Source organism: Methylobacterium sp. J-070 (assembly GCF_022829385.1).
Classification (GTDB): Bacteria; Pseudomonadota; Alphaproteobacteria; order Rhizobiales; family Beijerinckiaceae; genus Methylobacterium.
Genome location: NZ_JAKSXX010000116.1, coordinates 86598 through 106210, shown reverse-complemented (window position 1 = coordinate 106210; position 19613 = coordinate 86598). Strand labels below are relative to the sequence as shown.

General features: G+C 71.6%; 18 protein-coding genes. 8 read left to right on the top strand and 10 right to left on the bottom strand.

From position 1 onward, the window contains the following. Positions 1 to 6: 6 nt before the first annotated feature. Positions 7 to 3369 carry a helicase-related protein gene (locus MKL01_RS09580; RefSeq protein ID WP_409566235.1) on the bottom strand — a complete coding sequence of 1121 codons (3363 nt, stop codon included), beginning with the start codon at positions 3367 to 3369 and terminating at the stop codon, positions 7 to 9. Positions 3370 to 3624: 255 nt separating this feature from the next. Between MKL01_RS09580 and MKL01_RS35960 the strand changes: the two genes are divergently transcribed. Beyond that, the gene (locus MKL01_RS35960) at positions 3625 to 3942 is read left to right on the top strand and encodes a hypothetical protein (protein WP_243905008.1); all 318 of its coding nucleotides are present in this window, start codon (positions 3625 to 3627) and stop codon (positions 3940 to 3942) included. Between the two features lie 54 nt (positions 3943 to 3996). On the opposite strand, the gene MKL01_RS09565 is transcribed toward MKL01_RS35960, so the two are convergent. Together MKL01_RS09565 and MKL01_RS09560 are read right to left on the bottom strand one after the other, a co-directional pair. Then, positions 3997 to 4287, bottom strand: coding sequence for a DUF1330 domain-containing protein (locus MKL01_RS09565; RefSeq protein ID WP_243904980.1), 291 nt, complete (start codon positions 4285 to 4287; stop codon positions 3997 to 3999). An 87-nt stretch (positions 4288 to 4374) separates the two neighbouring features. Then, complete coding sequence (locus tag MKL01_RS09560; protein ID WP_243904979.1) at positions 4375 to 5316, bottom strand: DUF3108 domain-containing protein; 942 nt, start codon at positions 5314 to 5316, stop codon at positions 4375 to 4377. A 352-nt stretch (positions 5317 to 5668) separates the two neighbouring features. Here MKL01_RS09560 and rpmB point away from each other — a divergent pair, with 352 nt between their 5' ends. Beyond that, positions 5669 to 5971 (top strand): 50S ribosomal protein L28, encoded by a 303-nt coding sequence (gene rpmB, locus MKL01_RS09555; protein ID WP_243904978.1) that lies wholly within the window; start codon positions 5669 to 5671, stop codon positions 5969 to 5971. A gap of 267 nt (positions 5972 to 6238) precedes the next feature. On the opposite strand, the gene cobT is transcribed toward rpmB, so the two are convergent. From cobT to MKL01_RS09535, 4 genes are all read right to left on the bottom strand, one after another. Beyond that, on the bottom strand, positions 6239 to 8146 hold the full coding sequence (gene cobT, locus MKL01_RS09550) for a cobaltochelatase subunit CobT (RefSeq protein ID WP_243904977.1): 1908 nt from the start codon (positions 8144 to 8146) through the stop codon (positions 6239 to 6241). Positions 8147 to 8152: 6 nt separating this feature from the next. Further along, positions 8153 to 8650: a DUF29 domain-containing protein gene (locus MKL01_RS09545; RefSeq protein WP_243904976.1), complete on the bottom strand. Its 498-nt coding sequence runs from the start codon at positions 8648 to 8650 to the stop codon at positions 8153 to 8155. Positions 8651 to 8667: 17 nt separating this feature from the next. After that, complete coding sequence (cobS, locus tag MKL01_RS09540) at positions 8668 to 9651, bottom strand: cobaltochelatase subunit CobS (RefSeq protein ID WP_243904975.1); 984 nt, start codon at positions 9649 to 9651, stop codon at positions 8668 to 8670. A gap of 204 nt (positions 9652 to 9855) precedes the next feature. Further along, complete coding sequence (locus MKL01_RS09535; protein ID WP_243904974.1) at positions 9856 to 10479, bottom strand: J domain-containing protein; 624 nt, start codon at positions 10477 to 10479, stop codon at positions 9856 to 9858. Positions 10480 to 10579: 100 nt separating this feature from the next. Here MKL01_RS09535 and MKL01_RS09530 point away from each other — a divergent pair, with 100 nt between their 5' ends. Then, positions 10580 to 10879, top strand: coding sequence for a BolA family protein (locus MKL01_RS09530; protein WP_243904973.1), 300 nt, complete (start codon positions 10580 to 10582; stop codon positions 10877 to 10879). A gap of 255 nt (positions 10880 to 11134) precedes the next feature. Then, positions 11135 to 11566: an alternative ribosome rescue aminoacyl-tRNA hydrolase ArfB gene (arfB, locus tag MKL01_RS09525; protein WP_243904972.1), complete on the top strand. Its 432-nt coding sequence runs from the start codon at positions 11135 to 11137 to the stop codon at positions 11564 to 11566. Between the two features lie 22 nt (positions 11567 to 11588). On the opposite strand, the gene MKL01_RS09520 is transcribed toward arfB, so the two are convergent. Beyond that, positions 11589 to 12380 carry a YoaK family protein gene (locus MKL01_RS09520; RefSeq protein WP_243904971.1) on the bottom strand — a complete coding sequence of 264 codons (792 nt, stop codon included), beginning with the start codon at positions 12378 to 12380 and terminating at the stop codon, positions 11589 to 11591. Between the two features lie 68 nt (positions 12381 to 12448). After that, complete coding sequence (locus MKL01_RS09515) at positions 12449 to 13396, bottom strand: class I SAM-dependent DNA methyltransferase (RefSeq protein WP_243904970.1); 948 nt, start codon at positions 13394 to 13396, stop codon at positions 12449 to 12451. Positions 13397 to 13464: 68 nt separating this feature from the next. Between MKL01_RS09515 and MKL01_RS09510 the strand changes: the two genes are divergently transcribed. The 4 genes from MKL01_RS09510 (at position 13465) to MKL01_RS09495 (ending at position 17782) form a co-directional block, all read left to right on the top strand. Further along, positions 13465 to 14523, top strand: coding sequence for a ligase-associated DNA damage response exonuclease (locus MKL01_RS09510; RefSeq protein WP_243904969.1), 1059 nt, complete (start codon positions 13465 to 13467; stop codon positions 14521 to 14523). Further along, positions 14520 to 16415, top strand: coding sequence for a cisplatin damage response ATP-dependent DNA ligase (locus tag MKL01_RS09505; protein ID WP_243904968.1), 1896 nt, complete (start codon positions 14520 to 14522; stop codon positions 16413 to 16415). Before MKL01_RS09510 ends, MKL01_RS09505 begins: the two co-directional genes overlap by 4 nt. After that, on the top strand, positions 16412 to 16879 hold the full coding sequence (locus MKL01_RS09500; protein ID WP_243904967.1) for a secondary thiamine-phosphate synthase enzyme YjbQ: 468 nt from the start codon (positions 16412 to 16414) through the stop codon (positions 16877 to 16879). Before MKL01_RS09505 ends, MKL01_RS09500 begins: the two co-directional genes overlap by 4 nt. A 111-nt stretch (positions 16880 to 16990) precedes the next feature. After that, a complete protein-coding gene (locus MKL01_RS09495) occupies positions 16991 to 17782 on the top strand; it encodes a flagellar hook basal-body protein (RefSeq protein ID WP_243904966.1) in 792 nt (263 codons plus the stop codon). Between the two features lie 252 nt (positions 17783 to 18034). Here the strand turns inward: MKL01_RS09495 and MKL01_RS09490 are convergent, their stop codons facing one another. After that, complete coding sequence (locus MKL01_RS09490) at positions 18035 to 19570, bottom strand: efflux transporter outer membrane subunit (protein WP_313901447.1); 1536 nt, start codon at positions 19568 to 19570, stop codon at positions 18035 to 18037. Positions 19571 to 19613: the final 43 nt, after the last annotated feature.

The following is a 19613-nucleotide window of genomic DNA, read 5'->3' as shown; positions in this document are numbered from 1 at the left end:
CGGGGGTCAGCGTTTCCCGCCGTCGCCGGCCTCGAGCTGTGCCTTGAGCGCGGCCAGCTTGGCGAAGGGCGAATCCGGATCCGGCGCCCGCTCCCGCCGCGGCGGCCGCGGGTCCGGACGCGGGCCGGACTGGCGCTGCTCCGCGTTGCGCTGGTCGTCCCGGCGCTCCGGCCGGCCGCCCTCGAAACGATCCCGACGGGGGCCTCGGTCCCGCCCGGGACGCGGGCCGGCGTCGCCCTCGGCGCGGCGCTGCTCCGGCCGGCCGCCTTCGGGCCGTCCCGTCCCCTGAGGCTGGCCCGGCTGTCCGGCGTCGCGGCCCCGGCCGGCCCCGCGCGGACGGTTCTGCGGGCGTTGATGAGCCGGGCGCTGATGACGCTGCAGACGCCAGACCTCGATCTGCGGGATCTCGGCCGCCGGCTCGCCCGCCGGGTGCGCGGCGTCGGACAGTCCGTCCGCGGCGATCTCGGCGGGCTCTGCCTCGGACACGTCCGTGGTCTGGCCCGGCTCGACAGCCGGCTCGACAGCCGAGGGCGCTTCGGCCGGCTCGTCGGTCCCGGCGACGGCTTCCTCGGGGTGAGGTGCATCCGCGACAGGCTCCCCGACCGCTGTCTCGGCCGACTCGGCCGCTGCCTCGGCCGTCTCGGCCGCAGCGGCTTCCGGCTCGACCGCCTCGGCCGGTGCCGCCTCCGCGTCGCGCGGGGCCGATGCCTCTGCCGGAGCGGGGGCGTCGTCCCCGGGGATCCCACCGTCGTCCTGAGCCGGCGCAGGCGGGGCCTCGTCGCCGGCCGGCTCGGCGGCCGCGGCCTGCGCGGCGACCGCCTCGTCGGAGGACGTCTCGGCGGCCGCCGCCGGGGCGGTGGCGGCCGCCGGGACCAGCGGCACCGTGATGGCCGGGCCGGGACGCGCCTCGGCGTTGTAGCCCAGCGACTTCAGGATCGAGGCGAAATCCTCGCCCGAGCATCCGACCAGCGAGGTCATGCCGACGGTGGCCACGAAGCCGTCGCCGTCCGCGGTCCCGTCCGGCGGGGCGCCCGGCGTGGTGCCGGGCCGGTAGGCGATCGCCGGGCGGATCAGATCGGCCAGGCGCTCCAGGATGTCGACCCGCACCGCCCGCTCGCCGCTGACCCGGAAGCCGGCCGCGCGGTAGAGGCCCTTGGCGATCTCGCGATCGACCTTGATCGAGGTCCGGCCGGAGCCGGCGAGATGCGCGATCTCGTCGAGGCCGCGCTGGTCGAGACCGCCGTTGCGCAGGGCCCAGAGCTGCGCCGCGAGGGTGCGGGGTGCCGGCTTCAGCAGGGCGGGCAGGAAGATGTGGTAGGCGCCGAAGCGGACGCCGTGCCGGCGCAGCGCGCCGCGGCCGTCCTGGTCGAGGCTGCGCATCTCCTGCGCCACCTTCGAGCGTTCCAGCACCCCCAAGGACTCGACCACCTGATAGCCGATCCCCTTGGCGAGGCCGGTGAGGTCGGCGGCGGTCTCGATCTCCATGAGCGGGCCGAGCAACCGGACAATGTAGGCCTTCAACCAGGCGTCGAGGCGCGCCTCGACCTTCTCGCGGTGCGCGCCGGTCAGGCTGTCGTCGGCGAGCAGCCGGATCTGCGGGGCGAACAGCTTCTCGCCCGGATTGAGCTTGGCGACGGGCGCCCCGGTCCAGCGGATCGTGCCGTCATGCGAGAGCACGAGGGTCGAATCGGCGGTGGCGGCGAATCGGTCCGCCCGCGCCTCGATCTCGCCCGCGAGCGCCTTCTCGGCGGCGCTCCGCAGGGTCTTGGCCTCGTGCCCCTCGGCGCTGGCATCGGGAACGAACAGGAATCCGTGAAGGTGGCCGACATGCTGACCCTCGACGGTGACGTCACCGTCGGCGGTAATCTGGGCTTCGAGCATCGTGTTCTCTCTCAGGCGCCGCATCAGGACGCTTGTGCGCCGGTCGACGAAGCGGCTCGCGAGGCGTTCGTGCAGGGCGTCGGACAGCCTGTCCTCTACCCGACGCGTCTCGCCCTGCCAATGTTCTGGGTCACGCAGCCAGTCGGGCCTGTTGGCGACGAAGGTCCAGGTGCGGCCGTGGGCGATCCGGCGGGACAGCGTGTCGATGTCGCCGTCGGTGCGGTCGATCATCGCCACCTGCTCGGCGAACCACGTATCGGGGATCCGCCCGGCCATGCCCTTCATGAGGAACCGGTAGAGCTGGGCGACGAGGTCGGCATGCACCTGCGGGTGGACCTTGCGGTAATCCGGCACGCCGCAGACGTCCCAGAGCCGCCGGACCGAGGCGGCGCTGCGCGCCGTGTCGCGGATGTCGTCCTCCTTCATCAGGATCTCGAGGGCCTGCTGGTCCTCGCCCATCGGGGCGCGGGTCAGGCCCGATTCGCGGGGATGCTCGTCGAGGCTCGCCTGCAGCGCCTCCAGGCTGCCGAAGGTGAGATCCGGGTTGCGCCATTGCAGGATGCGCAGGGGGTCGAAATCATGGCTTTCCAGCCGCTCGACCAGTTCGGCCTCGAAGGGCGGGCAGCGGCCGGTGGAGCCGAAGGTCCCGTCCGCGAGATGGCGCCCGGCCCGGCCGGCGATCTGGCCCATCTCGGCGGGGGTGAGCTTGCGGAAGCGGGTGCCGTCGTACTTCCAGTTCGCCGCGAAGGCGACGTGGTCGACATCGAGGTTGAGGCCCATCCCGACCGCGTCGGTGGCGACGAGGTAATCGACGTCGCCCGCCTGGTACATCTCCACCTGGGCGTTGCGCGTCCGCGGCGAGAGCGCGCCCAGCACCACCGCGGCCCCGCCGCGCTGGCGACGGATCAGCTCGGCGATGGCGTAAACCTCCTCCGCCGAGAACGCCACGATGGCGGTGCGCCGGGGCAGGCGCGAGAGCCGCTTCTCCCCCGCGAAGGTCAGCTGCGACAGCCGCGGCCGGGTGGTGGTGTGGACGTTGGGAATCAGGCCCTGGACCAGCGGCAGCATGGTCGAGGAGCCGATCAGCAGGGTCTCCTCCCGGCCGCGGACGTAGAGCAGGCGGTCGGTGAAGACGTGGCCGCGGTCCATGTCGGCGGCGAGCTGGATCTCGTCGATGGCCACGTAGGCCACGTCGAGGTCCCGGGGCATCGCCTCGATGGTGCAGATCCAGTAGCGCGGCCGGTCCGGTTTTATCTTCTCTTCGCCGGTCACCAGCGCGACCTTGTCCGGGCCGACCTTGGCGACGACGCGCAGGTACACCTCCCGGGCGAGCAGGCGCAGGGGCAGCCCGATCATCCCGGTCGGATGCGCGAGCATCCGCTCGATGGCGAGGTGCGTCTTTCCGGTGTTGGTCGGGCCGAGGACCGCCGTGACGCCGCGGGCGCGGACGTCGCGGGGCAGCGAGCGGCTGGGCGAGGGGCGGAGCAGCGCGTCGATGATCGGCGGTTCCTTCGGACGGGAAGGCCGTCGCGGCGCCGTCGCGGCGCGGGCGGGGAGGGGTGTTGCCGGCCGGTCGCGTCAGGGACGGTAGGGCCGCATCGGTCTCTCCCCATATGGGACGCCGCCGCCTCCAGGTCCAACCTGCGGCGTCACGAGCGGATAGACGTCGATCTGCGTCGCGGGCGCTCCGGGCTGGGGCGCGAGGTCGGCGCAGAGGGTGTCCGGCATCGCGACGAGCGGGCCATGGCGGGGCGGCCGGTGCTCGATGACTTCGGCGGAGGAGAAGGCGTCGCCGCCGCAGCCGGACTCCGCGGTTCCGGCGGTGAGCGGGCCGGCCGCGGCCGGACCGGCGAGGGCTATGAGGGCGAGGGCGAATCGGAGCGGGAGCGCGCGCATCCGCGGAGTATCGCGCGGATCGTGAAGATTTCGCTCCCGGCCGCCAAATGGGAATCCGGTTTCGGGCTCCGCCGCCGCCGTCCTTGCGAGGAAGTTGTGAAGCAGTCCAGCAGCGCCGCGCTCGGCCCGATCGCGCCGGCCTGGGTCACTTCGCTGCGCTCGTGATGACGAAGCGGCCTGCGTCAAACGGATCGCTCCGCCTGGACGCCGGTGACCCGCTCAATCCACCCCCTCGACCAGCACCACCTCGCCGATCCCCGCAGGCCGGCGCTTCTCGACGGCGGCCTGGTACTCGGGGGAGAAGTAGTAGGCCCGCGCCGCCTCGTAGGAGTCGAATTCCAGCACGACGTTGCGCGGCCGGGCCTCGCCCTCCAGCGCCTCGCTGCGCCCACCGCGGACGAGGGGCGTGCAGCCGTACTTGCGCATGGCCTCGGAGGCCATGGCGGCATAGTCCCGGTAGGCCTCCGGGTCGGTAACGGTCATGCGGACGACGATGTAGCCCTTGGGCATCGGCTGACCTCCCTGGCGCGACTGCCGCGCCGGGAACGCGTGCCGGGAAATCCGCCGCCGGTCAAAGCGGTTCGGCCGGCCGCCCGGCTACTGCCCGGGCAGGCTCGCCTGCGCGACGCTGGCGCCGGCGGCTCCCGCCGTCCCCGACGTCCCGGCGGTGCCGCTCTGGGTCCAGCGCGTCGCCTCGATGATGTTGCTGCCGATGGTGGTGAGCACCGAGATGCGCAGCGGGATCAGCACCCGCGTCCCCTCGACGGGGGCGAGCCAGACCGACATCTCGCGGTTTTCCTCCATGAACTTCACCCCGGGCCTGTCCGGCCGGTGGCCCGCCACCGCCTGATAGCGGGCGTTGCACACGAGGACCGGACCGACATAGCCGGGCTTCTGGACCGGGCGGGTCTCGGCGTAGCTCAGCACCACGTTGAAGCGGGTTGCGCCGTCGAAGACCGGAAGGGTCCGGTTGCAATTGTCCGGATCGAGCGGCTCGCCGCGGCCCTGCGTGGGCATCAGCAGCGCGCTCACCGGATCGATGATCCCGCGCGTGTGGGCGGCGGTGACGGGCACCCGGTCCTGCATGTCGATCAGCGGCGGCGTGATCTCGGACTGGACCACATTTCCGTGCGCCAGCGCCATGCGCACCGCGATGCCCGAATTCGCCGTGTGGGTCGCGATGGCGAAGGCGCCGGGCTGGGGTGAGGACGCGAAGGTTCCGGAGGCGCGGGCCGAGCCCTTGCCGCCGGTGATCGCGCCGACCAGACCGGTGAGCACCGCCGAGACGTCCATGACGTAGCGGTCGCGGTCGAACGATCCGGCAAGGCGCGCGGTGCCGATCGGCAGGCCGGCGAGGTTGATGCCGTAATCGACCGCCACGGTCGCGGAGGCCGCGGCCGCCCGCTTCGATCGCAATGCGCGCGACGCGGCGTCGGCCGGCCCCGCGAGGACCGCGACGGCGAGGATGCCGCAAGCGAGGCGGCCGGCGGCGTGCTTCGTCAGAGCCTTGATCGTGCGATGGGCAGGCGTGGCGCTCATGATCCGGATCGCATCCCCAGGACGGCGGCCCAAGACACGAGCTTGCGCACACCCTCTCGAACTCGCCCGCTCGACGGCCTTCCCGAGACGGCCGTTGCCGGGCGGGTCGCCTTTCTGCCAGCGGATGAAGGCTATATCCCGGCATCGTGGTTAACAGACCGTTGGATCGCCGAAGCAGCCCGGCGGCCCGCTGCTCCCTTGACGCAGCGCACCTTCGTCGCCTATAGGCTCGCGCCTTCAACAGGACTCCGCTGGACCTGGAACACGCACTGGGCGCCGCCCGATGCGACGATGATCGCGCCGGCCGCGATCGGGTCTCTCTGAGCGGAACGAGACGGGATCTTAAGTCATCATGGCGCGCCGCTGCGAACTCACCGGCAAGGCCGTTCAGGTCGGCCACCTCGTGAGCCACTCGAACCGCAAGACCAAGTGCCGGTTCCTGCCGAACCTGTGCAACGTCACCCTCCAGTCGGACGCGCTCGGCAAGCGCGTGCGCCTGCGCGTCACCGCGCACGCCCTGCGCTCGGTGGAGCATCGCGGCGGCCTCGACGCCTTCCTGATCAAGGCCGGCGAGGGCGACCTGTCGCAGACTGCCCGCCTGCTGAAGCGCGAGATCCACAAGAAGCTCGCCGAGACCCCGGCCGTCGCGGCCTGATCTCTCGGGCGCTTCGCGCGTCTTTCACCTGATCGGCCAAACCGCCGCGGCCCTTGGGCCGCGGCGGTTTGCTCTTGCGCGCAGCCGCCAGGCTGATCCGGACCATCCGATCCACGATCTCATGCTAAGGCGCCAAAGCGCGGCCAGGGCCTCGAAGGAGCCCTCAGCCGGCCGCGCGCGATCCCTGGAGGATCCTTCGCCGCCCGCTGAGGCGGGCACCTCAGGATGCAGGCCGCGGATCGGGCAGACGTGCCGGACCTCCCGCGCTCAGCGCCGGCCGCCGGCCGCCCGCAGCATCCGGCCCGTGGGCGCGGACTCGCCATTCTCCTCGAACAGCTCGGCGAGCTTCTCGGTCATCGCCCCGCCCAGCTCCTCGGCGTCGATGATCGTCACGGCGCGGCGGTAGTAGCGCGTCACGTCGTGGCCGATGCCGATGGCCAGCAGCTCCACCGGCGAGCGGGTCTCGATCTCCTCGATCATCCAGCGTAGATGCCGCTCCAAGTAGTTGCCGGCGTTCACCGACAGGGTCGAATCGTCCACCGGCGCACCGTCGGAGATCACCATCAGGATCTTGCGCTGCTCCGGCCGCCCGAGCAGGCGCTTGTGCGCCCAGTCGAGCGCCTCGCCGTCGATGTTCTCCTTGAGCAGCCCCTCGCGCATCATCAGCCCGAGGTTCTTCCGGGCCCGGCGCCACGGCGCGTCGGCGGACTTGTAGACGATGTGGCGCAGGTCGTTCAGGCGGCCGGGATTCGGCGGCTTGCCGGCGGCCAGCCAGGCCTCGCGGCTCTGGCCGCCCTTCCAGGCCCGGGTGGTGAAGCCCAGGATCTCCACCTTCACGCCGCAGCGCTCCAGGGTCCGCGCCAGGATGTCGGCGCAGGTCGCCGCCACGGTGATCGGCCGGCCGCGCATCGAGCCCGAATTGTCGAGGAGCAGCGTGACGACCGTGTCGCGGAAGTTGGTGTCCTTCTCCTGCTTGAAGGAGAGCGGCTGGTAGGGGTCGATGACCACGCGCACGAGGCGCGCGGGATCGAGCTGACCCTCCTCCAGGTCGAAGTCCCAGGCGCGGTTCTGCTGGGCCAAAAGGCGCCGCTGCAGCCGGTTGGCGAGGCGGCCGACCACGCCCTGCAGGTGCGACAGCTGCTTGTCGAGGTAGGAGCGCAGGCGCGACAGCTCGTCGGCGTCGCACAGCTCCTCGGCGTGGATGATCTCGTCGAACCGGGGGTTGAACACCCGGTACTCGGGCCCGCGGGCCTCGTTGCCCTGGCGCTGCGGCGGCCGGGACGCCTCGGAGGCCTCCTCGGAATCGGCGTCCTCGGCCTCGTCGGGCAATTCGCCGGAGGGGGCATCGGCGGATTCCTGGGCGCCCTCCTCGATCTCGTCGGAGGCCTCCTCGGAGGTCTCGATCTCGGCGCGCTCGCCCTGGCTCTTCTCCTCGGAATCGCCCTCGCTGGGGTTCTGCTCGTCGTCCTGGGCGTCGTTCTCGTCGTCGTTCTCGTCGTCCTCGGCGTCGAACGGCGTCTCGTCCGACATGTCGAGCGAGGTGAGGAGATCGCGCACGGACCGGGCGAACTTGCGCTGATCCTCGATCGAGCCGATCAGGCCGTCGAGGTTCGGGCCGGCCTTGGCCTCGATATGATCGCGCCACAGCGATACGATCTTGGCGGCGGCCTCGGGCGGCTTCTGGCCGGTCAGGCGCTCGCGCACCATCAGGGCGACGGCGTCCTCCATCGGCGCGTCGGCCCGGTCGGTGATGGTCTCGTACTTGCCGCCGCGGTGGTAGCGGTCCTCCAGCATCGCCGTGATGTTGCTGGCGACCCCCGCCATCCGGCGCGAGCCGATCGCCTCGACCCGGGCCTGCTCGACCGCGTCGTAGACCGCCCGGGCGGGGGCGTTCTCGGGGGCGAACCGGCGGTGGAGCGCGATGTCGTGGCAGCCGAGCCGCAGCGCCATGGCGTCGGCGTTCCCGCGCAGCACCGCCACGTCCTGCGCCGAGAGCTTGCGCGGGGGCTCGGGCAGCCGGGCCTTGTCGCCGGTGAGCGCCGGCCGGTCGGTGGCGTAGGTGACCTCGACCTCGGAGCGCCGGGCGATGGCGCGCAGGCACCCGGCCACCGAGCGCTTCAGGGGCTCGGCGACGGGTTCGCGGCGCTCGCCGGGCTTGCGGTTGGAAATGGACATGCGGGGCTACGTCTTCACCGAATCGAGATCGAAGGGGCGTTCAAGCAGATCGTCCCAGGTGTAAGGACATTCCGGTGGGAACTCTGTCGGTAAGAGGTGGCACTCGTCCGCTGCCCAGTTGCGCGATATCGGATAGATATCGTCCCGCATCGTATCGAGATGCGGCTTCAGGCCCGGGTTCTTCCGAAGAATTTTTGCATAGCGGAAACGCTGCTCGCGGATTGAGTAAATCCAGCTCGGCGTACGCTTTTCGGGCTGCTGATCCCACTTGAGCATGTGCATGATGAGAACGCGCAGCGCGCTTTCCAGCTGACTATACTGCGCGCTCCCCACGTCGCCCAGTTCCTCGGCGATGTTTTCGAGATCGAGCATGTCCACCCGGCCGGCGCGCAGCAGCGCCACCTGCTCCTGCACCCAGGTATAGAGGTCGTCTGCGTACCGCGTGCGACCGGAGCCGGGCGTCGTTGGCGCGTCCATCACGGCGGTTTCGGTCGGGCGCGCCACGGGTTCCTCCATACGGGTCAGCTCAGCGCGACGTTCACCGCGCTCTCGGGCAGCTCCTTGCCGAAGGCGCGCTGGTAGAACTCGGCCACCAGCGTCCGCTCCAGCTCGTCGCACTTGTTCAGGAAGGTCACCCGGAAGGCGAAACCGATATCCTTGAAGATGTCGGCGTTCTCCGCCCAGGTGATCACCGTGCGCGGGCTCATGACGGTGGAGAGGTCCCCGTTCATGAACGCGTTGCGGGTGAGATCCGCCACCCGCACCATCCGGTTGACGATGTCCCGGCCCTGGTCGCTCCGGTAATGCACCGCCTTGGAGAGGACGATGTCGACCTCGCGGTCGTGCGGCAGGTAGTTCAGCGTGGTCACGATCGACCAGCGGTCCATCTGGCCCTGGTTGATCTGCTGGGTGCCGTGATAGAGGCCCGACGTGTCGCCGAGGCCCACCGTGTTGGCGGTGGCGAACAGCCGGAAGGCCGGGTGCGGACGGATCACGCGCTTCTGGTCCAGCAGCGTCAGCCGGCCCGAGAGCTCCAGCACGCGCTGGATCACGAACATCACGTCCGGCCGGCCGGCATCGTACTCGTCGAACACGAGGGCGACGTTGTTCTGCAGCGCCCAGGGCAGGATGCCGTCCTGAAAGGCGGTGACCTGCTTGCCGTCCTGCAGGACGATGGCGTCCTTGCCGACGAGGTCGATGCGCGAGACGTGGCTGTCGAGGTTGATGCGCACGCAGGGCCAGTTCAGCCGCGCCGCCACCTGCTCGATATGGGTCGACTTGCCGGTGCCGTGATAGCCGGTGACCATCACGCGGCGGTTGCGCGCGAAGCCGGCCAGGATGGCGAGCGTCGTCTCCCGGTCGAAGATGTAGTCGGGATCGAGATCGGGCACGTGCTCCTCGGGCTCGGCATAGGCCGGGACCTTCAGGTCGAGGTCGATGCCGAAGACCTCGCGGACGGAGACGGTGCGGTCGGGCAACGCGGAGGACTTATCGTCAGAGAGCATTCGGAACCTCGTGGGGCGTGGAAACGCCACCCGAAAGAGGGAGTTTCCGCGCGGAAGAACGTCGAGCCGGGCATCCGCGACGCGGCGGAGCCATCCTTAAACGGCAGAGCCCGGGGGCGCCACCGACAGGCGTCGGCTCCATATAGGGCCGCGCCGCGCGGTTTGCCCTATCCTGGGCAAGCCTGCGTGCATCCTTCGTGCCGTTCAGCAGAGCCCGGCGGCACGCAGGACGTCGTGGGCGCGGATGATGTCGCGCAGCCGCTCCTCGAAGGAGCGGTCGCCGCCGTTGGCGTCCGGATGGAATCGCTTCACCAGCGCCTTGTACTGCGCCTTGATGGCGGGGCCGTCGGCCCCCTCTTCGAGACCCATCACGTCCAGGGCGCGGCGCAGCGTCGCCGAGCGGCGCGGCTTCTCCGGCTCCGGCTGGCGGGCGCGTCGGCGTCCGTCGCCGACCCCCGCCCCGCGCAGGATGCCGAGCGGGTCGACGTAGGCCCAGTCCCGGGCCGGCTCCTCGGCGGGCTTGCCCTGGCCGGCCGGATTCACCCCCATGGCCCAGGTCGGGCGATGCCCGATGATCGCGTCCTTCTGGTAGGCCTGGACGGCGGCATCGTTCATGCCGTCGAAGTAGTTGTAGCTCGCGTTGTAGGCCCGGACATGGTCGATGCAGAAGCGCCAGTACTGGCCCTCCGCCCTCCGACCCTTCGGGGCCCGGTACAACCCCGGCTGCGTGCAGCCGGGGCTCTCGCAGCCGGTCTCGGCAGCGGCTTTGGGCTCGTCGCAGGACCGCTTGATCCGGATGCTGTCGAACAGACGCGAGTTGAGATCCATGACGGGCCGATTATGAGGGGGCTGACCTGAGACACAAGAGCGCCGGGCCTGATGACGCATGCGCGAGATCGGGCTTGACGGATGACGGGGATGCGACGCGATGGCGGACGGAGCGAACGGGGGCGGTACGCTCCGAGACTGGATGGAGGCGCGGCTGCGGGAGCAGCTCGCGCCGACGCGCCTAGACGTGATCGACGAGTCGCATCTGCACGCCGGCCATGCCGGGGCACGGCCGGGGGGCGAGACCCATTACCGGCTCGACATCGTCGCGTCGGCCTTCGAGGGCAGGAGCCGCGTCGAGCGGCACCGCTTGGTGAACGCGCTTCTGGAGGATGCGTTCTCCAAGCGGGGCCTTCACGCCCTCGCGCTGCGGGCCCGCACGCCGGCCGAGGCCGCCTGAACCGTCCGGGCGGCCACCGGCGCCAACGCTCGGGCGCGGCGAAGGCCCGGGCGTGAGAGGCGGCACCGTGCCCGCGAGCGGTGCGGTCCGGGCGGCGCCGCGCGGGAAAGCGTCGCGCTCAACGGCGCCGCGCCGCGTGCGGAGCGACAGAGAGGATATGGCTATGGGCGCGCCGATCTGCACCGGCCGGATCGACGGCGTCGCGGCGGACCAGCCGGCCTGCCGCGCGTCCAGCACCGTGTCCCGGAGGCCGCCATGCCCCTGCGGGTGACCCCGCGCATCGTCCTCGACGACGACGAGATCGAGCTGTCGTTCATGCGGTCTTCGGGCGCGGGGGGCCAGAACGTCAACAAGGTCGAGACCGCGGTCCAGCTCCGCTGGTCCGTCCTCACGTCGCCCTCCATCGACGACCGGGTCAGGGCGAACCTGTTCCGCCTGGCCGGCCGGCGGATGACCAAGGACGGCGTCCTCGTCCTGACAGGACAGCGGCATCGGACGCAGGAGCGCAACCGGGCCGAGATCCTGCAGCGCCTCACCGATCTCGTGGCGGAGGCGGCCAAGCCGCCCCCGCCGATCCGCCGCCCGACCAAGCCGACCCGGGGCTCTCAGGAGCGGCGGATCGAGGCCAAGAAGAGCCGCGGAGCGATCAAGCAGGGTCGGGGCAGCCATCGGGACTCCGACGGCTGAACCCCCCGCCCTGCGCCCCCGCTCAATGGATCGCGTCGATCACCGCGGCCTTCGGGTTCGCATCCGGCGCCGGCGACGACCCCGCCACCAGGGGACTGCCCGGCTTGGCGAGGGTGAGCGCGATCGCGATCAGGGCGAGGAGCGCGGCCAACGCGGCGGGGAACAGGAAAGCCGATTCGCCGTAGCGGAGGTCGAGCAGGCCGCCCACCACGGCACCGGTGCTGAGCCCCGCCCAGAGCGGCGCCTGGATCCAGAACGAGGGCGCCACGGTGCCGAGCAGCAGATTGGCGCAGCCGGTCCCGAAGCGCACCACCGCGCCGGTGACGTAGGTGAGGGCGAGGGAGCGGCCGCCCTCGTCCTGCAGCGTCGCGTTCTGGAGCCCCAGCGCCAGCACGATCGGGTAGGCGTGCAGCGGGTAGGCGAAGGTGCCCCACGGCATCAGCAGCCCGCCGGCGAGCAGCAGCGCCTGCAGGGTCAGGAGGACGGCGAGGCGCCAGCGTCCGACCGCGGCCGCGATCAGCGTGCCGAGGAAGGCCCCGAAGCAGAACAGCGTGATGGTACTGGCCACCCGGGTGACGTTCTCCCAGTCGCCGTTGGCCACAGCCACGCCGAAGCGCGTGGTGTTGCCCGACATGAAAGACATGAAGAGCTGCGAGAATTCCAGGAACCCGATGGAATCGGCACAGCCCGCCAGGGCGGCCAGCGCGATGGCGAAGGGGATCCGGGTCCGCGGATCGGCCGGGAAGGACTTGTCCGCCGGCGGGTCGGGCGCTCGCTCCACGCCGTTCCCGGTCCGGCTGCCGTGTTCCGCCATGCTGATCCCTCGATACAGCGGCCGCACCCGTCGCGGCCGACTGACAATGGACGAACGACTGCGCGGTTTCATGCCGCTGTGCGGCGCAACACGACGACGCAGCCCGGCACCGGACGGCCGGCCTCCCGCCGGACCTCGGCCGGCCGCAGCGTGAGGATCTCCAGGCCGCCGTCTGAGGCGGCTGCCGCGACGTGGTCGTCGGCATGGGCGTAGCGCCCGTCCGAACCCAGCGCGGCACCCGTGCCGGCGTGGGACTGGACGGTGAAGGCTGCGAGGGCGCCGGGCCGCAGGACGCGGGCTACCGCGGCGAGCGGTGGGCGGAGGTCCGCCACGTAGATCATGACGTCCGCAGCGAGGCAGAGATCCGCGGAGGCCCGCGGTTCGCCGGTCAGGAACGCGGTCAGTTCACCCGCGACGAGACGATCGTAGAGCGGCCGGGATCGCCAGGATTTGGCCCGCGCCTTGGCGAGCATCCCGGGCGACAGGTCGACGCCGACGAGATGCGCCACCCGGTCGCGGATCGCCGCGCCCATCAGGCCGGTGCCGCACCCGAGGTCCAGCGCGACCGCGAACCGCTCCGGCACAGGCGGGACCGCCGCGCGGACGAGTTCCGGGCCGATATAGCCCAGCCCCTCCAAGAGGTGGCGCTCGAAACGCGGCGCGTAGCCGTCGAACAGGGCCCTGACATAGGAGGGCGAGAGCGCCGGGACGCCGTCGCCGAGGCCCAGGCGGAGCAGATCCGCCCGCACGCCCAGGGTATCGTCCGGGTCGATGTCGAGCGCGCAGGCGTAGGCGCGGGCCGCCGCGGCGCCCAGGTCCGCGCCGCCCCCCGCCGCCGCCAGTCCCTCCCGAGCCCGTCCCAGGAGCAGCCAGGCCGGCGCATAGGCCGGCGCGATCTCCAGGGCCTGCTCGGCGAGGTCGGCAGCCCCGGTGTAATCGCGCTCCTCCAGGCAGGCCGCGGCGTAACGATAGCGCCGGTCGGCGAGGAGGTCGCCGGAACTGAGCTGCGAGGCCATGCGTCTGCCGGGTCGGGGGCGCCTATATACCGGGGCCACCGGCCGACACCACCGGCAACATGGGCCCGATGCCGACACACGCCAGCGATCTCCTCACCCTGACCCGCGAGGGTCTGTACTGCCCCCTCGGGCGGTTTCACGTCGATCCGACCTGGCCGGTGGAGCGCGCGCTGATTACCCACGGGCACGCCGACCATGCCCGGTCGGGCCACGGCCAGGTCCTGGGGACGCCGGAGACCCTGCGGATCATGGCGGTGCGCTACGGCGCGGATTTCTGCCGCCAGCGGCAGGAGGCCCGCCTGGGCGAGCCGATCCGCGTCGGCGACGTCACCGTGCGCTTCGCGCCCGCGGGCCACGTTCTCGGCTCGGCGCAGATCGCCATCGAGCGGGACGGGGCCCGGGTCGTGGTCTCGGGCGACTACAAGCGGGCGCCGGACCCGACCTGCCTGCCCTTCGAGGTCGTGCCCTGCGACGTGTTCATCACCGAGGCGACGTTCGGGCTGCCGGTCTTCACCCATCCCGATACCCGGGGCGAGGTGCGCAAGCTCCTGGCCTCGGTGACCCTGTTCCCGGAACGGGCGCACATCGTCGGCGCCTACGCGCTCGGCAAGGCGCAGCGGGTGATGGCGCTGCTGCGCGAGGAGGGTTGGGACCGGCCGATCTTCCTGCACGGGGCGATGGAGAAGCTGACCGCCCTCTACAAGGACGAGGGGCTGCCGCTGGGCGACACCCCGAAGGTGGTGGCGGCCGAGCGCAAGGACCTGCACGGCGCGATCGTGATCTGTCCGCCCTCGTCGATCCAGGATGTCTGGTCCCGGAAATTCCCCGACCCGGTGACCTGCTTCGCCTCGGGCTGGATGCGGGTGCGCGCCCGCGCCCGCCAGAAGGGCGTCGAGCTGCCGCTGGTGATCTCCGACCATTCCGACTGGCCGGACCTATGCCGCACCATCCGCGATACCGGCGCCGAAGAGGTCTGGGTGACCCACGGCCAGGAGGACGCTCTGGTCCACTGGTGCGGGACGCAGGGCATCAAGGCCAAGCCGCTGCACCTGCTCGGCTACGGCGACGACGGCGAGGCCGAACCCGGCGCGACCGAGGCCGGCCCCGGGACGGAGGCGGCGGCATGAACGACTTCGCCCATCTCCTCGACCGCCTCGCCTACGAGCCCCGCCGCAACGCCAAGCTGCGGATGCTCCAGGATTTTTTTTCGCGCACACCGGATCCGGAGCGGGGTTACGCGCTCGGCGCCATGACCGGCACGCTCAGCTTTCGCGAGGCGAAGCCGGCTCTGATCCGCGGCCTCGTGGAGGCGCGGATCGACCCGGTGCTGTTCCGGCTGTCGCACAACTACGTCGGCGATCTCGCGGAAACTACGGCGCTGATCTGGCCCGCGACGCCCCTCCCTCCCCCCACCGCGGGGGAGGGTGGCCATCGAAGGGGGGCGGGAGAGGGGCAGCGCGACGCTTCGGGAGATGAGGCTGGCCACGCCCTTTCCGGCACCGTCGCTCCCCTCTCGCGGGACTTCGGCCCGGCCCGACCCGGCCTGACGGCCGGGCCACCCTCCCCCGCAGAAGGGGGCGGGGAGGCGCGCGCGGGGATCGGCCACAACAACCCGCCGCCGCACGTTCCGACCCTCGCCGAGGTCGTCGAGACCCTGGCGACCATCCCGAAGAGGGACCTGCCCCGCCACCTCGCGGACTGGCTCGACGCCCTCGACGAGACCGGCCGCTGGGCGCTCCTGAAGCTCGTCACCGGCAATCTCCGGGTCGGCGTCTCGGCGCGGCTCGCCAAGACCGCGGTCGGGGCGCTGGGCGGCCACGAGGCGGATGCCGTAGAGGAGGTCTGGCACGGCCTCGCGCCGCCGTTCGAGAGCCTGTTCGCCTGGGTCGAGGGCCGGGCCGCGCGGCCCGAGACCCTGAACCCCGCCCCGTTCCGGCCGCCGATGCTGTCCCACCCGATCGAGGAGGAGGCCGATCTCGAGAAGCTGGAGCCCGAGGCGTTCTCGGCCGAATGGAAGTGGGACGGCATCCGCGTGCAGCTCGTCGGCGGCCGCGACCGGGCCGGCACCCAGGTCGCCCGGGTGTATTCCCGCACCGGCGAGGACATCACCGGAGCCTTCCCCGACCTCGCCGAGGCCATCACCTTCACGGGGACGCTGGACGGCGAATTGCTGATCCTGCGCGAGCGCCGGGTCCAGAGCTTCAACGTGCTGCAGCAGCGCCTCAACCGGAAGGCGGTGACAGCCAAGCTCCTGGAGGAGTTTCCCGCGCATGTGCGGGCCTACGACCTCCTGACCCTCGACGGCGACGACCTGCGCGGGGAGCCCTTCGCGGACCGCCGGGACAGGCTCGAAGCCCTGGTCACCCGGCTGGACCACGCCCGGATCGACATCTCGCCGGTGGTGCCGTTCGCGGATTGGGAGACCCTCGCCGCCGCCCGGGCCGACCCCGCCTCCGTGGGCGCCGGGGAGGACGCCGACGCCATCGAGGGCGTGATGCTCAAGCGCCGGAACAGCCCCTACCTGCCCGGCCGCCCCAAGGGGCCGTGGTGGAAGTGGAAGCGCGAGCCGCACGTCGTCGACGCGGTGATGATGTACGCCCAGCGCGGCCACGGGAAGCGCTCGTCGTTCTACTCGGACTACACGTTCGGGGTCTGGCGGGAGGCGCCCGAGGGCGGGGACGAGCTGGTGCCGGTGGGCAAGGCCTATCACGGCTTCACCGACGCCGAACTGGCCAAGCTCGACCGCTACGTCCGCAACAACACCACCAAGCGCTTCGGTCCGGTGCGCGAGGTCGCGTACGGCCGCGACGCCGGTCTCGTCCTGGAGATCGCCTTCGAGGGCGTGCAGCGCTCGACCCGGCACAAGTCCGGGGTGGCGATGCGCTTCCCCCGGGTCAGCCGCATCCGCTGGGACAAGCCCCCCGCGGAGGCCGACCGGATCGACGTGCTGGAGCGCATCCTCGCCCGCGGCGAGCGCGAGATCGCGCCGGGCGCGACGCTGATGGAGGGGACCGCATGAGGCAGGGCAAGATCGGTCCGGTGGAGACCCTGGCCTCCGGCGCGGTAGAGCGCCACGCGAGCGGGCGCCTCGCCGTCGCGACACCGGGGCAGGGCTTCACGGATGTCAGCGATGCGGTGGCGGCGTTCGTGCGCGGGACCGGGATCCGGGACGGGCAGGTCACGGTGTTCTGCCGGCACACCTCGGCCTCGCTCACCATCCAGGAGAATGCCGACCCGGACGTCCAGGCCGATCTGATGACCGCCCTCGACGGACTCGCGCCGCGGAACGCCGGTTACGTCCATGGCGCCGAGGGGCCGGACGACATGCCGGCCCATATCCGCACGCTGGTCACCGATTCGAGCCTCAGCATCCCGCTGGTCGAGGGCCGCCTGGCGCTCGGCACATGGCAGGGGATCTACCTGATCGAGCACCGCGACCGGCCGCACCGGCGGGAGATCGTGCTCAGCGTGATCGGGGCGTGATGCCGACGGCCGGCCCGGCAACATCCGGTCACACACCGCCGGTTAACCATCCTGTGGGCTTATGATCTTCCGTCGGATCGGCTCCCCCCGGTCTCGCGACCGGAGACCCCAATGGGCCTTTTCGCTGCGCTCTCCAACTCGATTTCCGGCGCCTCCGCGCAGTCGCTGGCCCTGAACAACATCTCGGGGAACATCGCCAACACCCAGACGGCGGGGTTCAAGACCACCGAGACAAGCTTCGCCGACATGCTGGGGCGGACCGAGGGCGGGACGCAGCCGGCGGGCGGCGTGGCGCCGAGCACGCGCAACACCCTCGGGATCCAGGGCACGGTGCAGTCCACCGGCGTGTCCACCAACCTCGCCATCTCGGGCAACGGCTACTTCATCGTCCGCGAGAATACCGGGACGCCCCAGAGCCCGAACTTCACCGGCGAGACCGGCTACACGCGGCGCGGCGACTTCGCGCCGGATGCCAACGGCTATCTCGCCAACGGCGCGGGCTACTACCTGTTCGCCGGCCCCTCGGCGACCGCGCCCGTGCAGGTCCCGACCGGCACCAACACCCTGTCGAGCCTCGCGGTCTCGCCCGCCGGGACGCTCACCGGCACCGGCGCGGACGGCAGCCCCGTGGCGCTGGGCTCGCTGACCCTCGCGCAGTTCGGCATGCAGGACAATCTGGCCTCGCTCGACGGCGGCACCTACGTGGCCACGGGCAAATCCGGCACGCCGAGCTACGGCCTCAACGGCGCCACGCTCACCGCCGGCTCGGTCGAGCAGTCGAATGCCGGGATCTCGGACCAGTTCTCGAAGATGATCGAGACCCAGCAGGCCTACACGGCCAACACCAAGGTCATGAGCACCGCCGACCAGATGCTGCAGGACGCCATCGCGATGTACACCTGATGCCGTCTCCGGGCGCCGCCTGAGCGCGGGCGGCGGCCGCGAGGCCGAGCGTCGAAGCCGAGCGGGCACGTTGGGCGGTCACCCGGCGGCGCGGCTCCGGCAGGGTCGTGCGGTGGATCGCCGACCGCCGCCCCGATGTCCTGCCGCCGCCCCACGGTGAACCGGCGTGCAGCCGGATGACGGCATCGCCGCGTCCGAGCGTCCGCCAGGACCACCGTCCCGGCCATGTCAGACGGAGGCGAAGCGCGCCCGTCACAGGAACTTCAGCGGATCCTTCTCCGGGGGCGGGGGCGCCACGTCGGCGCGGTTCCACCAGCCGCCGCCCAGCGCCACGAACAGCGCTGCGGTGTCGGCGTACTGGGTGGCCCGCGCGCCCGCCGACGTCACCAGCGCCGAGAGGTAGCCCTGCTGGGCGATCAGAACCTGCGACGAGGTGATCGCGCCCGCGGTGTATTGCTTGCGGATCAGCACGAGGCTCTGGTTGGTGGCGCTCACCGCGGCATCGGCGGCGGCCACGGCCCGCGCGTCGGCCTGGAGCGCCCGCAGGGCGTCGGCGACGTTCTGGAAGGCGGTGATCACGGTCGATTTGTACTGCGCCTCCGCCTGCGTCAGCGACTCCTCGGCGGCGCGCTGGCGCCGGAACAGCGTGCCGGCATCGAAGATCGGCGCCGTCGCCTGCCCGATGATCGTGAAGAAGGCCGCGCCCGGACTGGTGACCTGCGCGATCCGTGTCGCGCTGGAGCCCCCCGTCGCGGTCAGGCTGAATTGCGGCAGCCGGTTCGCCAACGCGACGCCGACGTTGGCGCTCGCCTGCTGGACCAGGGCCTCGGCAGCCTTCACGTCGGGCCGCTGCTGCACGAGCCGGGAGGGCAGGCTCACCGGCAGCTTGGTCGGCAGCCGCAGGGCGGAGAGGTCGAAGGTCTCGGGGATCTCGTCGGAGGGCAGCCGCCCCGCCAGCGCGGTGAGCAGGTTGCGCTGCTGCGCGAGCTGCTTCTCCAGCGGCGGTAGCAGTTGCTGCGACAGGGCGAGGGCGGCCTGCTGCTGCACCACGTCGGCCCCGGCGATCTGCCCCAACGAGAGCTGCTTGTTGTAGAGCTGCAGCACCTCGGTCTGCGCCTGGATCACCTTGCGGGTGGCGTCGATCTGCGCCCGCAGGGCCGCCTCCTGGATGGCGGCGGAGACCACGTTGGCCGTGAGGCTCAGATAGGCCGCCTCCAGCTGGAACCGCTCGTTCTCGGTGGTGGCCTCCAGGGACTCGATCTGCCGGCGGTTCCCCCCGAACACGTCCGGGTTGTACGAAACCACCGCCTGCGGCGTGGACAGGCTGTAGAGGAACTGGGTCTGATTGTTGAGCGGCGATTGCAGGTCGAGGCCGGGCGCCAGGGCGCCCTGGATCTGCGGCGTCGCGGTCAGGCTCGGGTAGAGCGTGCCCTTCTGGGCGAGCACGTTCTGCTGCGCGATCCGGAGGGCGGCCTGCGCGGCCTCGAGGGTCGGGTTGTTGGCGAGCGCCTGCGCGACGAGGCGGTTCAGCGCCTTCGAGTGGAACAGGGTCCACCATTGGCCGGGGATGTCGGCGCCGGAGACGAAGCTCTGGTCCGCCGAGCCGCCCTGCCGGGTGCGGATGTTGTCGGCGGCCGAGGGGTTCTTCAGCGGCTCCTTAGTGTAGCGCCCGACCGGGGGAGCCTCGGGCGGCACGAAGTTCGGGCCGACCGCACAGGCCGACAGGGACAGGGCCGCCGCCAGCACGGCGGCCGCCCGTCCGCACCCGTTCGGCGCAAAGCCCACCATTCCGCCCCCGAAAACCCGATCCTGGTAGAGCCGCGCGGCGCGC